Below are 15,317 nucleotides of genomic sequence, written 5' to 3'. Positions count from 1 at the left end.
CCGCCATTTAATATGACTTTCACCGACACCCACTGCCATCTTGCCGACCCCAAACTTGCCGACATGCTGCCTGCCGTGCTTACCGAAGCGCAAGCCGTTGGCGTGGCGCGTTTTATCGTACCGGCCACATCCCCCAAAGATTGGCATCCCGTTGCGCAGTTGGAAAGGCCGTCTGAAAACATCCATATCGCTTTGGGCATTCATCCGTGGTTTGCAGACGGCCTCAACGAAGCGGCATTCCAAGAGTTAGAGAAAGAATTAATCCAGCATCCTCAGGCATGGGTTGGCGAAATCGGCTTGGATTTTTATGGCAAAGAGCAAACCCAAGCGCAACGCGACACGCAAACCGACGTCTTTATCCGCCAACTCATCCTCGCCCAAAACCTCAACCGCCGCGTCATCATCCATAATCTGAAAGCCACCGCCGCCATTGCCGCCGCCGTCAAAACCGCCGGTTTCACACAAGGCGGTATCGTTCACGCTTTCTCCGGCAGCGTAGAAGAAGCGCGGATTTTGGTGAAACTCGGCTTCAAAATCGGCATAGGCTCACTGCTGCTCAATCCCAATGCAAAAAAAGTCCGTGCCGCCTTACAAGCCTTAGATGACACGGATTTTGTTCTTGAAACCGACAGCCCCTTTATGCTCGGCCACGAAACCAATACCCCGGCCAACATCCGCCGTATCGCCGAAATTGCCGCCGAACTACGCGGCGTACCGCTGGCACAACTGGCTGAAGCAACCGAGCAAAACGTGAATTCCCTGCTCCATACTTCCCCTTAATATACCGACCTCAAGGCATCAAAAAGCCTTGCCCGGCCATTTCGTTTCCAAACCGACACACTCTGCCCTCCCTACCCCATATTCATGAATAAAAAGCGATACAAGGCCGTCTGAAAAAATGTTTTTGGCACAAAATATCGTTCACTCCGTCATCTCGGCTTTTTAACACCGTATTTTCCCTTTGATTGATAAAAAGTATTACGCATATTATTGGGCAAACTTTTTATTTACGTTAAAATATGCCTTTTTTTGATAATAAGGCCGTCTGAAAAAGGCGGAAACTAATTATGGCTGAACAACATACACACGCTTCCACCTGGAAGAGCAAAATCAATGCTCTCGGCCCGGGTATCATGATGGCTTCGGCGGCAGTCGGCGGCTCGCACCTGATTGCCTCCACGCAGGCAGGCGCACTTTACGGCTGGCAGCTTGCGCTGATTATCATTCTGACCAACCTGTTCAAATACCCTTTTTTCCGCTTCAGCGCACATTACACGCTGGACACGGGCAAAAGCCTGATTGAGGGCTATGCCGAAAAAAGCCGCGTTTATTTGTGGGTATTTTTGATTTTATGTATTGCATCAGCAACGATTAATGCCGGTGCAGTCGCCATCGTTACCGCCGCCATCGTCAAAATGGCGATCCCGTCGCTGACTTTCGATGCCGGCATGGTGTCCGTCATGATTATGGTTTCCTGCCTGCTGATTTTGGCAAGCGGCCGCTATAAAGCATTGGACAACGTTTCCAAAATCATCATCGTCAGCCTGACGATCGCCACCGTCGCCGCGGCAGCCGTGGCCATGTCTCGCGGCATGCAGATGAAACCCGACTTTATCGAGCCTACCCCATGGACGCTGACCGGCTTGGGCTTCTTAATCGCGCTGATGGGCTGGATGCCTGCGCCGATTGAAATTTCCGCCATCAACTCTTTGTGGGTAACTGAAAAACAACGCATCAACCCTTCCAGCTACCGCGACGGTATTTTCGACTTCAACGTCGGCTACATTACCAGCGCGATTTTGGCGGTCGTTTTCCTCGCCTTGGGTGCATATGTACAATACGGCAACGGCGAGGAAGTGCAAATGGCGGGCGGCAAATATGTCGGCCAGCTGATTAATATGTACGCCGTGACCATCGGCGACTGGTCTCGTCCATTAGTGGCATTTATCGCCTTCGCCTGCATGTACGGCACCACCATTACCGTAGTGGATGGCTACGCCCGCGCGATTGCCGAACCGGTACGCCTGTTGCGCGGTAAAGACAAAACCGGCAACGTCGAACTGTTTGCTTGGAACATTTGGGTCGCAGGCTCAGGCTTGGCCGTGATTTTTTGGTTCAACAGCGCAATGGCGGAACTGCTCAAATTCGCCATGATTACCGCCTTCGTTGCCGCCCCTGTGTTCGCTTGGCTGAACTACCGCCTCGTCAAAGGCGACAAACGTCACAAACTGACGATGGGCATGAACTTCCTCGCCATTATCGGTTTGATTTATTTGACCGGCTTTACCGTTTTGTTCCTGCTGAACCAAACAGGCATCTTGGCTGCGCCTAAATAAGCCCATATAAAAAAGGCCGTCTGAAACTTAAAAACAGGTTTCAGACGGCCTTTCTAATCAATCATATCTTTTTGAATTTTCATTCAAACCCATTATAATGACTCCTTATTTCGCCGTTGCAGACCACCCGACGGCATCCGTATTTTGGAAAATTTATGAAGCCGTCTATCTTAGAAAAACTACAACAACTCAGCGATCGACTGGAAGAAGTCACGCATTTGCTCGGTCAGCCTGAAGCCACGTCCGACATGGACAACTACCGCAAACTCACACGCGAACACGCCGAACTGACCCCCGTCGTCGAAGTCTTCCAAAACTACCAACTGGCGCAAAGCGACTTGGCAGATGCCGAAGAATTGCTGTCCGACCCTGAAATGAAAGACTTTGCCGCCGAAGAAATCGAAGCGGCCAAAGCCAAAATCGACACGCTCGATACCGAATTGCAAAAACTCTTGCTACCCAAAGATGCCGACGACGACAAAAACATCTTCATCGAAGTACGCGCCGGAACGGGCGGCGACGAAGCCGCGCTGTTTGCAGGCGATTTGCTGCGTATGTACAGCCGCTACGCCGAGCGCAACCGCTGGCAGGTCGAAATCGTTTCCGCCAACGAAAGCGAGTTGGGCGGCTATAAAGAAGTCATCGCCCGCATTATCGGCTTGGGCGCATACAGCCGTCTGAAATTCGAATCCGGCGGCCACCGCGTGCAACGCGTCCCTGCCACCGAAAGCCAAGGCCGTATCCACACCTCCGCCTGCACCGTCGCCGTCATGCCCGAAGCGGACGAACTCGAAGACATCGAGTTGAACCCTGCCGACCTGCGCATCGATACCTTCCGCGCATCCGGCGCGGGCGGTCAGCACATCAACAAAACCGACTCCGCCGTCCGCATCACCCACCTGCCCACCGGCATGGTGGTCGAATGCCAAGACGGCCGCAGCCAACACGCCAACAAGGCGCAGGCGATGAAAGTCCTCGCCGCCCGCCTGAACGACGCGCAAAAACGCGAAGCCCAAGCCAAAGAAGCCGCCGAACGCAAATCCCTCATCGGCAGCGGCGACCGCAGCGAGCGCATCCGCACCTACAACTACCCACAAGGCCGCGTGACCGACCACCGCATCAACCTTACCCTGCACAAGCTGGATTTTGTAATGGACGGTGATTTGGAAGAAATCACCAACGCCCTGATTGCCGAGCATCAAGCCGAGCTTTTGGCGGCAATGGGGGATTGATATTTGCCTCACTCTGATCATCATTACCAATATAAAAGCCGTCTGAAATGTAAATTTCAGACGGCTTTTATTTAAAAACAAACAAACCTATAAAACAGTATTTATTTTGAGATTTGCTCCAAGGTCTGGATCATCAATAATTTAAAAGACTGTTGTAAAGGTTCAGGAAGTTGTAAAAAAATCAGTTCGACCGGCATTTCTTCTAAATCCTTTAATGTATTGTTTTGCTGTCTTTCCAAGTATTCTGCTAGCAGAAAAATAGACGAAACACGGCATCCCAATGCATCAGCAAGATATTTTAAGATAGCCTCACTGTATCCTTGATTACCATTCTCAAGATTGGAGATATTACTTTTCGAAGTATTTGCAAAATCAGCAAGTTGCTGCTGTGTCCAACCTTTTTGTTTTCTCAAAAATCTAATTGCACGACTTATATTCATGCAAAAGATATTAGAGAGAAATAGATTCAATTGAAATTGTATTGCTGTACTTCTTGACATAAAAATACTTAAATGCAATACTTCATACAGTTTTACTGTACTTTTCTATTTTTATGAAACTTTAAATCTTGAGGTGACCAAATGAAAATTAAACACTATCTCTTTGCTGGGATTTTACCAGTGATGTTATTAACTGGTTGTATGGGGGGCTTACCTTCATGCGGTTCAAGTGATGCAGAAGATTTGGTTAAAAAAATCATTAACCAACGCTCATTTCTTTTAGGTCAATTTGTTTCATTGGATGATGTGGAAGAAACTGCCGTTAATCATGATGCCGAAATAAGAGTATGTTCTGCCAAATTGACCACAACAAAAGGAAGTGAAAACATCACTTACTCAATCAAATGGCAGAATAAAGATAAAAGTAGTTTCTACTTAGAAATCAATTAAATATTAGGAGTGATACAAATGAAGGGACAAATTTTAGACTTTTCAATTCAAAACGGTGGTGGTCTGATCAACGGGGAGGATGGTAAGCGTTATCCATTTAAAAGCGAAGAATGGAAAGAACAAAACATTCCTACTCGAGGCATGAATGTTGATTTTGATATTAATGGAGATGGTCAGGCTATTGGTATTTACAAGGCACTAAATAGCAGTTCATCTAATAATGTCGTAAATGCATTCAATACTGTGGCGCAATCCAGAAATGAAAATGGACAATTATCACTGTTTGCCTTATTTTTGGAAACGCTATCTAAACGTTATGCACAATTTTCAGGGAGAGCATCCAAACGAGAATTTTGGGGATATACACTCTTTAGAATAATTGCAGATTTTTCCATTTTTATTGTCGCAATAATAATGTCTGAAATTAGCAGAAGTCTTGGAGATATTTTCTTCCTCCTATATTACCTATTTGCTCTAGCTGTAATTATTCCATCTTTATCTGTCGTTATTCGACGTCTCCATGATATAGGAAAATCAGGTTGGTGGTTTCTCATTATACTTATTCCTATTATTGGCCCAATCTGGCTAATTGTTTTGATGTGCCAACCATCCTTCAATGGGGATAATCAATGGGGTAGTATGCCTGAAAACTAACCTTCTAGAGTAAGGCCATCTGAAACAAAAATTTCAGATGGCCTTTCCCAATGAATTAATCAAACTTTGTCTTACTCATTTCTATTTTACTGATACTCTAATACTTCCAAAAATTATGACTTAACCTTCAATCACTGATCTCCATTTCTAAATTACCTGAATACCAGAATTTCCCCTATGAACAGTATATTTAAAATAGTGCGATCTTTTTTAAAATTAAAAAATATTTATTTTGAGTAAATATATAAACTGACACTTTTAGAGAAAATCATGATGCCCTGATTGCCGAGCATCAAGCCGAGCTTTTGGCGGCAATGGGGGATTGATGGATTTGGTCCATTGCGTTTATACTTTTCAGACGGCCTGATGACATATGTCAATATGACCGTGTATATGTTATCCCAAAGTGATAAAATGCAGCACCAGCTGCACAACAGCAACACCCTTCTACAATCACCGAAAGAGAGGACACAAAATGGCAAAAATCCTGATCGCACCGGTATCTACCGGCCTGAGCGCCGATGCAGCGGCAAAAGCATTTGCAGCGGCATTGAATGCGCAAATTTTCCAAGCCGTTGACTCCACTACAGAAGCCCTGTTGGCTCAAGGCAAGAGCGACGACTGGTTTGACGCACTTGTCGGTAAAGTTGCAGCATTGAACGCAGATAACCTCGTTATCGAAGGCATCACTCCTGATGCAGACAAATTGTTCTTGGCAGGCAAAAACGTTGAATTGGCGCTGTCTTTGGACACAGGCGTTGTCTTAGCACTGAAATCCGATAATACCGACGCGGCCGCCCTCGCCCAACAATTAAACCTCGCCAAACAGCTCTACACCAATTCCCCGGGCTTATTGGAAGGCTTCATCATTGACGGTGCAGCCGCTGCTTTGGGCGCACAAGTTGCCGAGCAAACCGGCCTGACTTTCTTCGGCTCCAGCGACAAGTTGGAAGACGTCTCCGCTTTGGCCAAACGCGAAGCCAAACGCCTGTCTCCGGCCCAATTCCGTTACAACCTGATCGATTTCGCACAAAAAGCCAATATGCGCATCGTTCTGCCTGAAGGCGCCGAACCGCGCACCGTCGCCGCTGCCGCCATCTGTCACGAAAAAGGCATTGCCCGTTGCGTACTGTTGGCTACCCGCGAAGAAGTTGAAGCCGTTGCTAAAGAACGCGGCATTTCCCTGCCTGATTCTTTGGAAATCATTGATCCTGCTACTTTGGTTGAGCAATACGTTGAGCCAATGTGCGAATTGCGCAAATCCAAAGGCCTGACTCCTGAAGATGCACGCAAACAGCTGCAAGACACCGTCGTACTGGGCACCATGATGATGGCTCAAAACGACGTAGACGGTTTGGTTTCCGGTGCAGTCCACACCACTGCCAACACCATCCGCCCTGCCCTGCAACTTATTAAAACCGCTCCGGGTGCAAGCCTTGTATCCAGCGTATTCTTCATGTTGCTGCCTAACCAAGTATTGGCATTCGGCGACTGCGCGGTTAACCCGAACCCAACTCCGGAACAACTGGCCGACATCGCCATTCAATCTGCCGACAGTGCCAAAGCCTTCGGTATCGATCCCAAAGTGGCCATGATTTCCTACTCTACCATCAACTCAGGCAGCGGCCCTGATGTCAATGCAGTGATCGAAGCAACCAAGCTGGCGAACGAAAAACGCCCTGATTTGGCCATCGAAGGCCCGTTGCAATACGATGCAGCTACCGTTCCATCTATCGGCAAATCCAAAGCTCCGGGTAGCGCTGTTGCCGGTCAAGCAACCGTTTTGGTTTTCCCAGACCTCAATACCGGCAACTGTACTTACAAAGCCGTACAACGCAGCGCCAACGTCCTGAGCGTAGGCCCGTTGCTGCAAGGCTTGCGCAAACCGGTTAACGACTTGTCCCGCGGCGCATTGATTGAAGACATCGTCTTCACCATCGCCCTGACTGCCGTTCAAGCCAAACAAATGCAAGGCTGATTAACAAGCTGATGCTTTGAAATCAAAGGCCGTCTGAAACCAATGTTTCAGACGGCCTTTCGTATCTTTGCGCCAACTATATTATAATTCGCCATTATTTTCTGAAAGACTGCCCCGATGACTGCCTACCAGCAACAACTAGCCGACAAAAAACAATATCTTCAGCAACTTTTCCAAGGACTGGATTTTCCAGAAATCGAAGTCTTTGAATCTCCGGAACAGCATTACAGGATGCGCGCCGAGTTCCGCATCTGGCATAAAGGCGGCGAAATGTTTTACGCCATGTTTGAACGCGGGCAAAAGGCAAGCGGGGCAAGCCTGATCCGTTGCGACCAATTTCCTGCCGCGTCCGAATCCATCAATGCCTTGATGCCGAAATTGATTGAAGCCGCATCCAATCATCCCGAGCTGAAAAACCGCTGGTACGCCGTCGAATTTTTGTCCACTTTAAGCGGCGAAATGCTGGTTACCATGATTTACCACAAGAAGCTGAACGACGCATGGCAACAAGCCGCGCAAGAGCTGGCGCACAATTTGGGCATCCACATCATCGGCCGCAGCCGCGGACAAAAAATCGTATTAAGCCAAGATTTTGTGACCGAAGCATTGGAAGTCAACGGCAAGACCTTCCGCTATCGTCAAATCGAGGGCAGCTTTACCCAACCCAATGCCCAAGTATGCAAAAAAATGCTGACTTGGGCGTGTGATGCTGCGCAAAACTTAGGCAAAGACATGCTTGAGTTATACTGCGGCAACGGCAATTTCACCCTGCCGCTTTCGCAACATTTCAATCAAGTATTGGCAACCGAAGTTTCCAAAACCTCCGTCAATGCCGCCCAATGGAATATTGAAGCCAACCAAATTACCAATCTCAAAATCGCTCGTCTGTCTGCGGAAGAATTTACCGAGGCCTACACGCAAAACCGTGAATTCCGCCGCCTGCAAGAACAAGGCATCGACTTGAAAAACTATGATTTTTCAACCATTTTCGTTGATCCTCCACGCGCCGGTGTCGATGATGAGACGCTCAAATTGGTTGCCCGATTCGACAACGTCCTCTATATTTCCTGCAATCCTGAGACCCTGCGCACCAACCTCGACACGCTCTGTCAAACTCATACCATCGAACGCGCCGCCCTATTCGACCAATTCCCATTTACCCACCATATCGAAAGCGGCGTTTGGTTGAAGAAAAAATAAAACCATACAAAAAGGCCGTCTGAATGTTCAGACGGCCTTTAATTAACGGCATATTAAGCGATTTTCAAATCAATCCGCTTCCAAAACCACTTTCATGGCTTGGTTTTCAGCAGCGTGTTTGAATACATCGTAAGCTTTTTCCAATTCGCTAAATTTGAAATGGTGGGTCATCATTTTGGTGTAATCCACTGAGCTGCTGGAAATGGCTTTCATCAGCATTTCGGTGGTATTGGCGTTAACCAGGCCGGTAGTAATGGCAAGGTTTTTAATCCACAGTTTTTCCAGTTTGAAATCAACGGATTGGCCATGTACACCAACCACAGCGATATGGCCGCCGGGTTTCACGATGTCTTGGCACATATTCCAAGTCGCAGGGATACCGACCGCTTCGATGGCACAATCTACGCCGTCTTCGCCGACGATAGCGGCAACTTGCTTACTTACATCGCCGGAAGCAGGGTTAATGGTATGGGTCGCACCCAACTCTTTCGCCAGTTTCAAACGGTTTTCGTCCATATCGCAAACGATGATGGCTGCGGGGCTGTACAGTTGGGTGGTCAACAGGGCGGACATGCCGACAGGGCCTGCGCCTGCGATGAATACGGTGTCGCCGGGTTTGACATCGCCGTATTGCACGCCGATTTCGTGGGCAGTCGGCAAGGCATCGCTCAACAGCAGGGCGACTTCTTCATTGACGTTTTCGGGCAGCGGAACAAGGCTGTTGTCGGCATAAGGCGTGCGGACGCATTCGGCTTGTGTACCGTCGATCATGTAGCCCAAAATCCAGCCGCCGTTACGGCAGTGTGAATAGAGTTGGATTTTACAGTTGTCGCAAGTACAGCATTTGCTGACACATGAAATAATGACTTTATCACCGACTTTGATGTTTTTTACAGCATCGCCGACTTCTTCTACAATACCGATGCCTTCATGACCGAGGATACGACCATCGGCAACTTCAGGGTTTTTACCCTTCCAGATACCCAAGTCAGTACCGCAAATCGTGGTTTTAACGATTTTGACGACTGCATCGGTCGGATCGATAATTTGAGGGCGAGGTTTTTCTTCGAAACGAATGTCGTTTGCGCCATGATAAACCATTGCTTTCATGTGAATCTCCTTGAGCGGTTAATAAACTTTAACAATACAGCGTAAATCCACGTTAACTATATTTATATATCCCTCCACCAGATAAGTCAATCCTGATTATTATTTTGTATATTATAGTGTAACATGCTGTTTTAAAAAATAAATAATTAAAAAGAAAATATTAATGAATACACCCACATCCTTCGCGCGACGACTCATCGATTGGCAACGGCAGCATGGCCGTCACGACTTGCCTTGGCAGGTCAAAGACCCTTATTCCGTCTGGCTTTCAGAAATCATGCTCCAACAAACGCAGGTTGCTACCGTATTGGACTACTATCCGCGTTTCTTAGCCAAATTCCCAACCATACAATCGCTTGCCGCCGCACCGCAAGACGAGGTTTTATCCTCGTGGGCAGGCTTGGGCTATTACAGCCGCGCGCGCAACCTGCACAAAGCCGCGCAACAAGTCGTCGGACAATTCGGCGGTATCTTTCCATCCGAGCGCAAGGACTTGGAAACGCTCTGCGGCGTAGGCAGAAGTACCGCCGCCGCTATTTCTGCCTTCGCCTTCAACCGCCACGAAACCATCTTGGACGGAAACGTCAAACGCGTTCTCTGCCGCGTGTTCGCCCGCGACGGCAATCCGCAGGACAAAAAATTTGAAAACTCGCTCTGGTCGCTCGCCGAAAGCCTGCTGCCGTCTGAAAACGCCGATATGCCTGCCTACACGCAAGGCTTGATGGATTTGGGCGCAACTGTCTGCAAACGGACAAAACCTTTGTGCCATCAATGCCCTATGGCAGACATCTGCGAAGCAAAAAAACAAAACCGCATTGACGAGCTGCCCCGCAAAAAAACCGCTCCCGAAGTGCAAACCCTCCCGCTTTATTGGCTGATTATTCATAATACTGACGGCGCATTATTGCTTGAAAAACGCCCTGCCAAAGGCATTTGGGGCGGTCTGTATTGCGTACCCTGTTTTGAAAAATTAGACGATTTGTATGCTTACGCCGAACGCTTCGGCATTATTTCAGACAGCCTCGAAGAACAAACCACGTTTACCCACCGCCTGACCCACCGCTTATTGATGATTACTCCTTTTCAGACGCAACAAAGGCCGTCTGAACATCTTTCAGACGGCCTTTGGGTATCAGCGGAACATTTGGCGGATTATGGTTTGCCCAAACCTTTAATCAAGTATTTGGCTAAAGGCTAAACCGCCCTATTCCACAATCTCTTTAAATACAACTTCTTTTCCGCCGCGAATCAGTACGGCAAACCCATCGCCAATCTGCCAACGCGAGCTTGGATTGGCGTACTCCACGCCCTGACTGCGCAAGCGGACTTGCACCAGTTTCTCAACCGTATTGCCTTCACGCAGCTCAACCATCATCGGGCTGTGGCTGTTGATATAAATTGCAGTAATCATCCGACCTTGTGCGGATTGATAACGGACAGAATACGTCTGCGCCTGTGCAATGACCGGTAACGGCGCATCAGGGCGCACGGCCTTATACGAGCCGCACGCAGCGCACAAACTCAGGCACAAAGCGCAGATGATTTTGTTCAACATAGGCATAGATTAGTAATGATGATGCGGAATCTCGCCATCAAGACGGTAATAAGTGCCGCAATACGGGCATTCAATCTCGCTGTTGGATTGAATCGGCAAGAACACGCGCGGATGGCCGTTCCATGTTTCATGATTAGGGCCGGAGCAATGCAGCGGCAAATCCTGCGGCTTGATGACTACAACGTTTTTTTCAGACTGTGTACTCATGGTTTGGTTCCTCACTATGTTTTCTTATCTTCCGATATTGTAAAGCAAAACGGCCGCTAGGTTCAGACTGAAAACATTATATAATCACTTTTTTCAGACGGCCTTTGATGATGATGACCACCCTGCTTAGTATTCAAGATTTCGATACTTCCGATTCCGCTTCATTTCTTTATACACTCAGCGCAGCCTATTTGGACCACACCGAACAGGCAGGCGACGAGGAAATGTCCGGCCTCAATGACGAACAGCATACATTGACCGCGCTCTGCTATCTCGACAGCCAAGTTCAAGAAGGCGGCTTTGTCCAGCTTATCGCGTCAGGATACGGAGAATACATCTTCGGCAACCCGGTTGCCGACAGCCTGCGCCGCTGGCGCATCAAACCGATACCGAAAATCCTAGACAAAGCCAAAGCCCTGTACGAAAAACACGGCGAAGCCATTGAAAAAATGGCAGACGAACAAAGGGATTTCGACGAAATCCGCAAAGCTTTTCCCGATTTTGAAGAGCTTGACGGCGATTATTATGACGTTGCCGACGAAGACTTGGAAGCTGCGGCGGCCTACGTTCAGGCAAATTGGGATAAATTTGCCAAACTGTCAGACTGAAACCTAAAACTTTGCCGGTTTGAATCATCCGTTCAAACCGGCAAAATCATCAATACGTCGAATTAACGTTTGTTTTTCTGATAAATCGGCATCACTTCAGGCAACATTTTGCGGATTGCATTGATACGCGCCTGATTGGTCGGGTGGGTCGACAAAATAGACAATGAGCTACCGCCCTGTACTTTGTTCATTTTTTCCCACACGCTTACCGCAGCCTCGGGGTTGTAGCCTGCTTCAGCCATCAAACGCACACCGCCGGCATCCGCTTCGCTCTCCTGATGGCGTGAGAACGGTTTGGTTGCCAACAAATCTGCACCAAAGCCGACCAAATCGCCATCCACACCGGTTGAGCTGGCCAAAATCGAACCGCCCAAGCCGGTCAACACTTGTCCGCCCAAAGCTTTTTTGCTGTGTTCCAACAAAGCATGAGTCATTTCATGGCCGACAACAGCGGCAATTTCATCATCCGTCAGCTTCAATTTTTCTACGATACCGGTGTACACAGCCATTTTACCGCCCGGCATCGCCCAAGCGTTCATTTCATTGCTGCGGATAACGTTCATCTGCCAATTGAAAGGCACACCGGTTTTGTTGGCGCGCTCAGCATGAGGACGCAGGCGCGCAAACACGCGTTGAACGCGTTGGGCAGTTGGCGATGAAACATCCAAGGCTTTTTGACCACGCGCTTTTTGAATGACTTGTGAGTAACTTTTAGCCGCGTCTTCATTTAAAGTCGCGGTATCGTAGCCAACCATATCCGCTACGGAAGTACAGCCGGTCAACGCCAAAATCACGCCCATGCCGGCCCAATATTTTTTATTCCATTTTTTCAACATGTTTTCTCTCTGTGTTTTAAAATTAATGTAACGACATTGTAACCAAATTTAATACATTTGACACAAAAGGCCGTCTGAACGGTTTCAGACGGCCTTTAAGCGTAATATTTAAGAACGGCGCTGCAACATCCAAGACTCAATCTTACGCGCATCGTTCACGCGGGTTGTAGAAGACGGAGAGTTGAGCAATACGATGGTAATCGGCTGATTCTGTACATTGGCCTTAACCACCATAGAACGTCCGGCTTCACGGATATAGCCGGTTTTCTGCAATTCGATATTCCAGCTGCCCTCACGCACCAAGGCGTTGGAGTTTTTGTAGTTTTGGCGGCCGTTTGCCGTCAACACCGAGCCGTAATTTGAAGTCGAATTTTTACGGATCAGCGGATATTTGCTGGCTGCCGCAACCATACGGTTCAAATCGCGTGCAGTGGAAACGTTTTGGAAATTCAAACCGGTAGGCTCATAGAAACGGCTGCTGGTCATGCCCAGGCTTTGTGCTTTGGCATTCATGGCCGCAACAAACGCACTCATACCGCCCGGATAGGTACGGCCCAATGCATGGGTAGCACGGTTTTCACTGCTCATCAGACTCAAATGCAACAACTCGCCGCGCGTCAGCGTCGTGCCGATACTCAAGCGGCTGCCCGTACCTTTCAAACGGTCGATTTCAGCCTCGGTAATCGTGATAGGCTCGTTCATATCGAGATGCGCATCCAAAACCACCATTGCGCTCATCAATTTGGAAATAGAGGCAATCGGCATGACGCGGTCTGGATTTTTCTGATACAGCACTTCACCTGTTTTATTATTGAAAATCAAAGCAGATTGCGAAGAAAGCAGAGGACCGGCCAAAGCAGCCTGAGCTTCGACTTGATCGGCATGACTCAACGCAAAAGCTTCCATCGGGTCATTTTGCACTGGGAAATTTTGCTCCAAAAATTGTCCCAATACATCCATATCATCGGCAACGGCAGGCGCAGAAGCAAAGGCCAATGCCACACCTGTCCATACCATTCCTAAAGTTTTATAGAATTTCATATCTGCCAATTCAAAAAAATACATTTAATTCAACATTCTGTTAAATTTTTCGCTAATTGTAAAGCGAGTTGAGAAAACTTTGCGTTTGTTTGCGAGATATTCAAATCCAACGCCCACATCTGTTTCTTAGACGATACGGCGCAATGCCTGCTCTGATTTGAAAAAACACAAGATAGTCATTATACTTAGGCTCCTTTGTCAGAGGCATTCCCTCAATCCGGCAATACGCCCGAAAGATCTGTTCCCCCTTTACAACACAGCCTCCATACAACCATACGAAGAAATTATTATGTCTGAAGAAAAACGCACCTGTTCATTCTGCGGGAAGTCCGAAAACGACGTTAAAAACCTGATCGAAGGCGAACACGCCTTCATCTGCAACGAATGTGTAGAAACTTGCGGCATAATGCTGCAAGACAACGAATCCGGCGAAATTGAAAACGAGCTTGCCAAAGCGAAAGAAGAAAACGCCGAGAAAAAACTGCCTACCCCGGCCGAAATCGTTGCCAACCTCAACGACCACGTTATTGGTCAGGAACACGCAAAAAAAGCGTTAGCAGTATCGGTTTACAACCACTACAAACGCCTGCGCCACCCGAAAGCAGAGGGCAAAGTTGAATTGTCCAAGTCTAACATCCTGCTCATCGGCCCTACCGGCTCAGGTAAAACCCTGTTGGCGCAATCTTTGGCGCGCAAACTGGATGTACCTTTTGTCATGGCGGATGCCACAACTTTGACCGAAGCCGGTTATGTCGGTGAAGACGTCGAACAAATCATCACCAAACTTTTGGGAAAATGTGATTTTGACGTTGAAAAAGCCCAGCGCGGCATCGTCTATATCGATGAAATCGATAAAATCTCACGCAAAAGCGACAATCCGTCCATCACGCGCGACGTATCCGGCGAAGGCGTGCAACAAGCCTTGCTGAAACTGATTGAAGGTACGGTGGCCAGCGTTCCTCCTCAAGGCGGCCGCAAACATCCGAACCAAGAATTCATCAATGTTGATACCACCAACATCCTCTTTATCTGCGGCGGCGCATTTGCCGGCTTGGAAAAAGTCATCCGCCAACGCACTGAAAAAGGCGGTATCGGCTTTGGTGCAGCGGTACACAGCAAAGATGAAAACGCCGATATTTCAGCCCTGTTTGAAACCGTCGAGCCTGAAGACTTGATTAAATTCGGTTTGATTCCCGAGTTGATCGGCCGTCTGCCCATGATTGCCACATTAGCGGAATTGGACGAAGATGCTTTGGTCAATATCTTGACCGAACCGAAAAACGCCTTGGTCAAACAATATCAAACCTTGTTTGAAATGGAAGATGTCAGTCTTGAGTTTGAAGAAGACGCTTTGCGCAGCATCGCCAAACTGGCAATGGAACGCAAAACCGGTGCGCGTGGCCTGCGCTCTATCGTCGAACGCTGCCTCTTGGACACCATGTATGCCCTGCCAGATTTGAAAGACGTCGCCAAAGTCGTCATCAATAAAGAAGTGGTGGAAAAAGGCGATCAGCCAAAACTTTTCCGTGCAGACGGCAGCGAATACAAACAGTAAAACTGATTCTTTGAAAAAGACGTGTAACCGTACACGTCTTTTTTTGAATTAAATCATATTGCCGAACAATTCCATATACGAAACAAAGGCCGTCTGAAACATATTCAGACGGCCT

The 15,317-nt window shown here is 48.1% G+C and carries 16 protein-coding genes; 10 read left to right on the top strand and 6 right to left on the bottom strand.

Features of this window, described 5'->3' with window-relative positions; translation table 11 throughout:
* The first annotated feature begins 12 nt into the window (after positions 1 to 12).
* From HMPREF2711_RS09305 to prfA, 3 genes are all read left to right on the top strand, one after another.
* A complete protein-coding gene (locus HMPREF2711_RS09305; protein ID WP_070616038.1) occupies positions 13 to 780 on the top strand; it encodes a TatD family hydrolase in 768 nt (255 codons plus the stop codon).
* Positions 781 to 1,067: 287 nt separating this feature from the next.
* Complete coding sequence (locus HMPREF2711_RS09300; protein WP_070616035.1) at positions 1,068 to 2,336, top strand: NRAMP family divalent metal transporter; 1,269 nt, start codon at positions 1,068 to 1,070, stop codon at positions 2,334 to 2,336.
* A gap of 155 nt (positions 2,337 to 2,491) precedes the next feature.
* Entirely contained in the window at positions 2,492 to 3,568 is a 1,077-nt protein-coding gene (prfA, locus tag HMPREF2711_RS09295; RefSeq protein ID WP_070616034.1) for a peptide chain release factor 1, read from the top strand.
* Positions 3,569 to 3,669: 101 nt separating this feature from the next.
* Here the strand turns inward: prfA and HMPREF2711_RS09290 are convergent, their stop codons facing one another.
* Complete coding sequence (locus tag HMPREF2711_RS09290; RefSeq protein ID WP_004519378.1) at positions 3,670 to 4,008, bottom strand: helix-turn-helix domain-containing protein; 339 nt, start codon at positions 4,006 to 4,008, stop codon at positions 3,670 to 3,672.
* Between the two features lie 141 nt (positions 4,009 to 4,149).
* Here HMPREF2711_RS09290 and HMPREF2711_RS09285 point away from each other — a divergent pair, with 141 nt between their 5' ends.
* The 4 genes from HMPREF2711_RS09285 (at position 4,150) to trmA (ending at position 8,290) form a co-directional block, all read left to right on the top strand.
* Positions 4,150 to 4,458, top strand: a complete 309-nt coding sequence (locus HMPREF2711_RS09285) for a hypothetical protein (protein WP_003745794.1) — start codon at positions 4,150 to 4,152, stop codon at positions 4,456 to 4,458.
* Between the two features lie 18 nt (positions 4,459 to 4,476).
* Entirely contained in the window at positions 4,477 to 5,112 is a 636-nt protein-coding gene (locus HMPREF2711_RS09280) for a DUF805 domain-containing protein (RefSeq protein WP_004519377.1), read from the top strand.
* Positions 5,113 to 5,587: 475 nt separating this feature from the next.
* Positions 5,588 to 7,090 carry a phosphate acetyltransferase gene (gene pta / locus HMPREF2711_RS09275; protein ID WP_070616032.1) on the top strand — a complete coding sequence of 501 codons (1,503 nt, stop codon included), beginning with the start codon at positions 5,588 to 5,590 and terminating at the stop codon, positions 7,088 to 7,090.
* 117 nt (positions 7,091 to 7,207) lie between these two features.
* On the top strand, positions 7,208 to 8,290 hold the full coding sequence (gene trmA / locus HMPREF2711_RS09270) for a tRNA (uridine(54)-C5)-methyltransferase TrmA (protein ID WP_070616030.1): 1,083 nt from the start codon (positions 7,208 to 7,210) through the stop codon (positions 8,288 to 8,290).
* A 69-nt stretch (positions 8,291 to 8,359) separates the two neighbouring features.
* Here the strand turns inward: trmA and HMPREF2711_RS09265 are convergent, their stop codons facing one another.
* Entirely contained in the window at positions 8,360 to 9,400 is a 1,041-nt protein-coding gene (locus HMPREF2711_RS09265; protein ID WP_070616029.1) for a zinc-dependent alcohol dehydrogenase family protein, read from the bottom strand.
* 163 nt (positions 9,401 to 9,563) lie between these two features.
* Here HMPREF2711_RS09265 and mutY point away from each other — a divergent pair, with 163 nt between their 5' ends.
* Entirely contained in the window at positions 9,564 to 10,598 is a 1,035-nt protein-coding gene (gene mutY / locus HMPREF2711_RS09260) for an A/G-specific adenine glycosylase (protein ID WP_070616027.1), read from the top strand.
* A gap of 6 nt (positions 10,599 to 10,604) precedes the next feature.
* On the opposite strand, the gene HMPREF2711_RS09255 is transcribed toward mutY, so the two are convergent.
* Both HMPREF2711_RS09255 and HMPREF2711_RS09250 read right to left on the bottom strand, forming a co-directional pair.
* Positions 10,605 to 10,961, bottom strand: a complete 357-nt coding sequence (locus tag HMPREF2711_RS09255; RefSeq protein WP_070616025.1) for a hypothetical protein — start codon at positions 10,959 to 10,961, stop codon at positions 10,605 to 10,607.
* A 3-nt stretch (positions 10,962 to 10,964) separates the two neighbouring features.
* Complete coding sequence (locus HMPREF2711_RS09250; protein WP_003745781.1) at positions 10,965 to 11,162, bottom strand: zinc-finger domain-containing protein; 198 nt, start codon at positions 11,160 to 11,162, stop codon at positions 10,965 to 10,967.
* Positions 11,163 to 11,269: 107 nt separating this feature from the next.
* Between HMPREF2711_RS09250 and HMPREF2711_RS09245 the strand changes: the two genes are divergently transcribed.
* On the top strand, positions 11,270 to 11,770 hold the full coding sequence (locus tag HMPREF2711_RS09245; protein ID WP_083301559.1) for a DMP19 family protein: 501 nt from the start codon (positions 11,270 to 11,272) through the stop codon (positions 11,768 to 11,770).
* A gap of 62 nt (positions 11,771 to 11,832) precedes the next feature.
* Here the strand turns inward: HMPREF2711_RS09245 and HMPREF2711_RS09240 are convergent, their stop codons facing one another.
* Entirely contained in the window at positions 11,833 to 12,606 is a 774-nt protein-coding gene (locus tag HMPREF2711_RS09240; RefSeq protein WP_070616023.1) for a M48 family metallopeptidase, read from the bottom strand.
* Positions 12,607 to 12,714: 108 nt separating this feature from the next.
* Positions 12,715 to 13,647: a serine hydrolase gene (locus HMPREF2711_RS09235; protein ID WP_188211458.1), complete on the bottom strand. Its 933-nt coding sequence runs from the start codon at positions 13,645 to 13,647 to the stop codon at positions 12,715 to 12,717.
* A 289-nt stretch (positions 13,648 to 13,936) separates the two neighbouring features.
* Here HMPREF2711_RS09235 and clpX point away from each other — a divergent pair, with 289 nt between their 5' ends.
* Positions 13,937 to 15,202 carry an ATP-dependent Clp protease ATP-binding subunit ClpX gene (clpX, locus tag HMPREF2711_RS09230; protein WP_070616022.1) on the top strand — a complete coding sequence of 422 codons (1,266 nt, stop codon included), beginning with the start codon at positions 13,937 to 13,939 and terminating at the stop codon, positions 15,200 to 15,202.
* The last annotated feature ends 115 nt before the right edge of the window (positions 15,203 to 15,317 follow it).

Origin of the sequence: Neisseria sp. HMSC070A01, from assembly GCF_001810165.1 — a bacterium.
GTDB lineage: Bacteria > Pseudomonadota > Gammaproteobacteria > Burkholderiales > Neisseriaceae > Neisseria.
Note: the sequence above shows the minus strand (reverse complement) of the source record. Positions and strands in the feature narration are given on the sequence as shown.

Bases quoted from the DNA above. Each gene is read 5' to 3' on its own strand.
- HMPREF2711_RS09305 (WP_070616038.1), top strand. From the start codon at position 13: ATGACTTTCACCGACACCCACTGCCATCTTGCCGACCCCAAACTTGCC.
- HMPREF2711_RS09300 (WP_070616035.1), top strand. From the start codon at position 1,068: ATGGCTGAACAACATACACACGCTTCCACCTGGAAGAGCAAAATCAAT.
- prfA (WP_070616034.1), top strand. From the start codon at position 2,492: ATGAAGCCGTCTATCTTAGAAAAACTACAACAACTCAGCGATCGACTG.
- HMPREF2711_RS09290 (WP_004519378.1), bottom strand. From the start codon at position 4,008: ATGAATATAAGTCGTGCAATTAGATTTTTGAGAAAACAAAAAGGTTGG.
- HMPREF2711_RS09285 (WP_003745794.1), top strand. From the start codon at position 4,150: ATGAAAATTAAACACTATCTCTTTGCTGGGATTTTACCAGTGATGTTA.
- HMPREF2711_RS09280 (WP_004519377.1), top strand. From the start codon at position 4,477: ATGAAGGGACAAATTTTAGACTTTTCAATTCAAAACGGTGGTGGTCTG.
- pta (WP_070616032.1), top strand. From the start codon at position 5,588: ATGGCAAAAATCCTGATCGCACCGGTATCTACCGGCCTGAGCGCCGAT.
- trmA (WP_070616030.1), top strand. From the start codon at position 7,208: ATGACTGCCTACCAGCAACAACTAGCCGACAAAAAACAATATCTTCAG.
- HMPREF2711_RS09265 (WP_070616029.1), bottom strand. From the start codon at position 9,400: ATGAAAGCAATGGTTTATCATGGCGCAAACGACATTCGTTTCGAAGAA.
- mutY (WP_070616027.1), top strand. From the start codon at position 9,564: ATGAATACACCCACATCCTTCGCGCGACGACTCATCGATTGGCAACGG.
- HMPREF2711_RS09255 (WP_070616025.1), bottom strand. From the start codon at position 10,961: ATGCCTATGTTGAACAAAATCATCTGCGCTTTGTGCCTGAGTTTGTGC.
- HMPREF2711_RS09250 (WP_003745781.1), bottom strand. From the start codon at position 11,162: ATGAGTACACAGTCTGAAAAAAACGTTGTAGTCATCAAGCCGCAGGAT.
- HMPREF2711_RS09245 (WP_083301559.1), top strand. From the start codon at position 11,270: ATGATGATGACCACCCTGCTTAGTATTCAAGATTTCGATACTTCCGAT.
- HMPREF2711_RS09240 (WP_070616023.1), bottom strand. From the start codon at position 12,606: ATGTTGAAAAAATGGAATAAAAAATATTGGGCCGGCATGGGCGTGATT.
- HMPREF2711_RS09235 (WP_188211458.1), bottom strand. From the start codon at position 13,647: ATGAAATTCTATAAAACTTTAGGAATGGTATGGACAGGTGTGGCATTG.
- clpX (WP_070616022.1), top strand. From the start codon at position 13,937: ATGTCTGAAGAAAAACGCACCTGTTCATTCTGCGGGAAGTCCGAAAAC.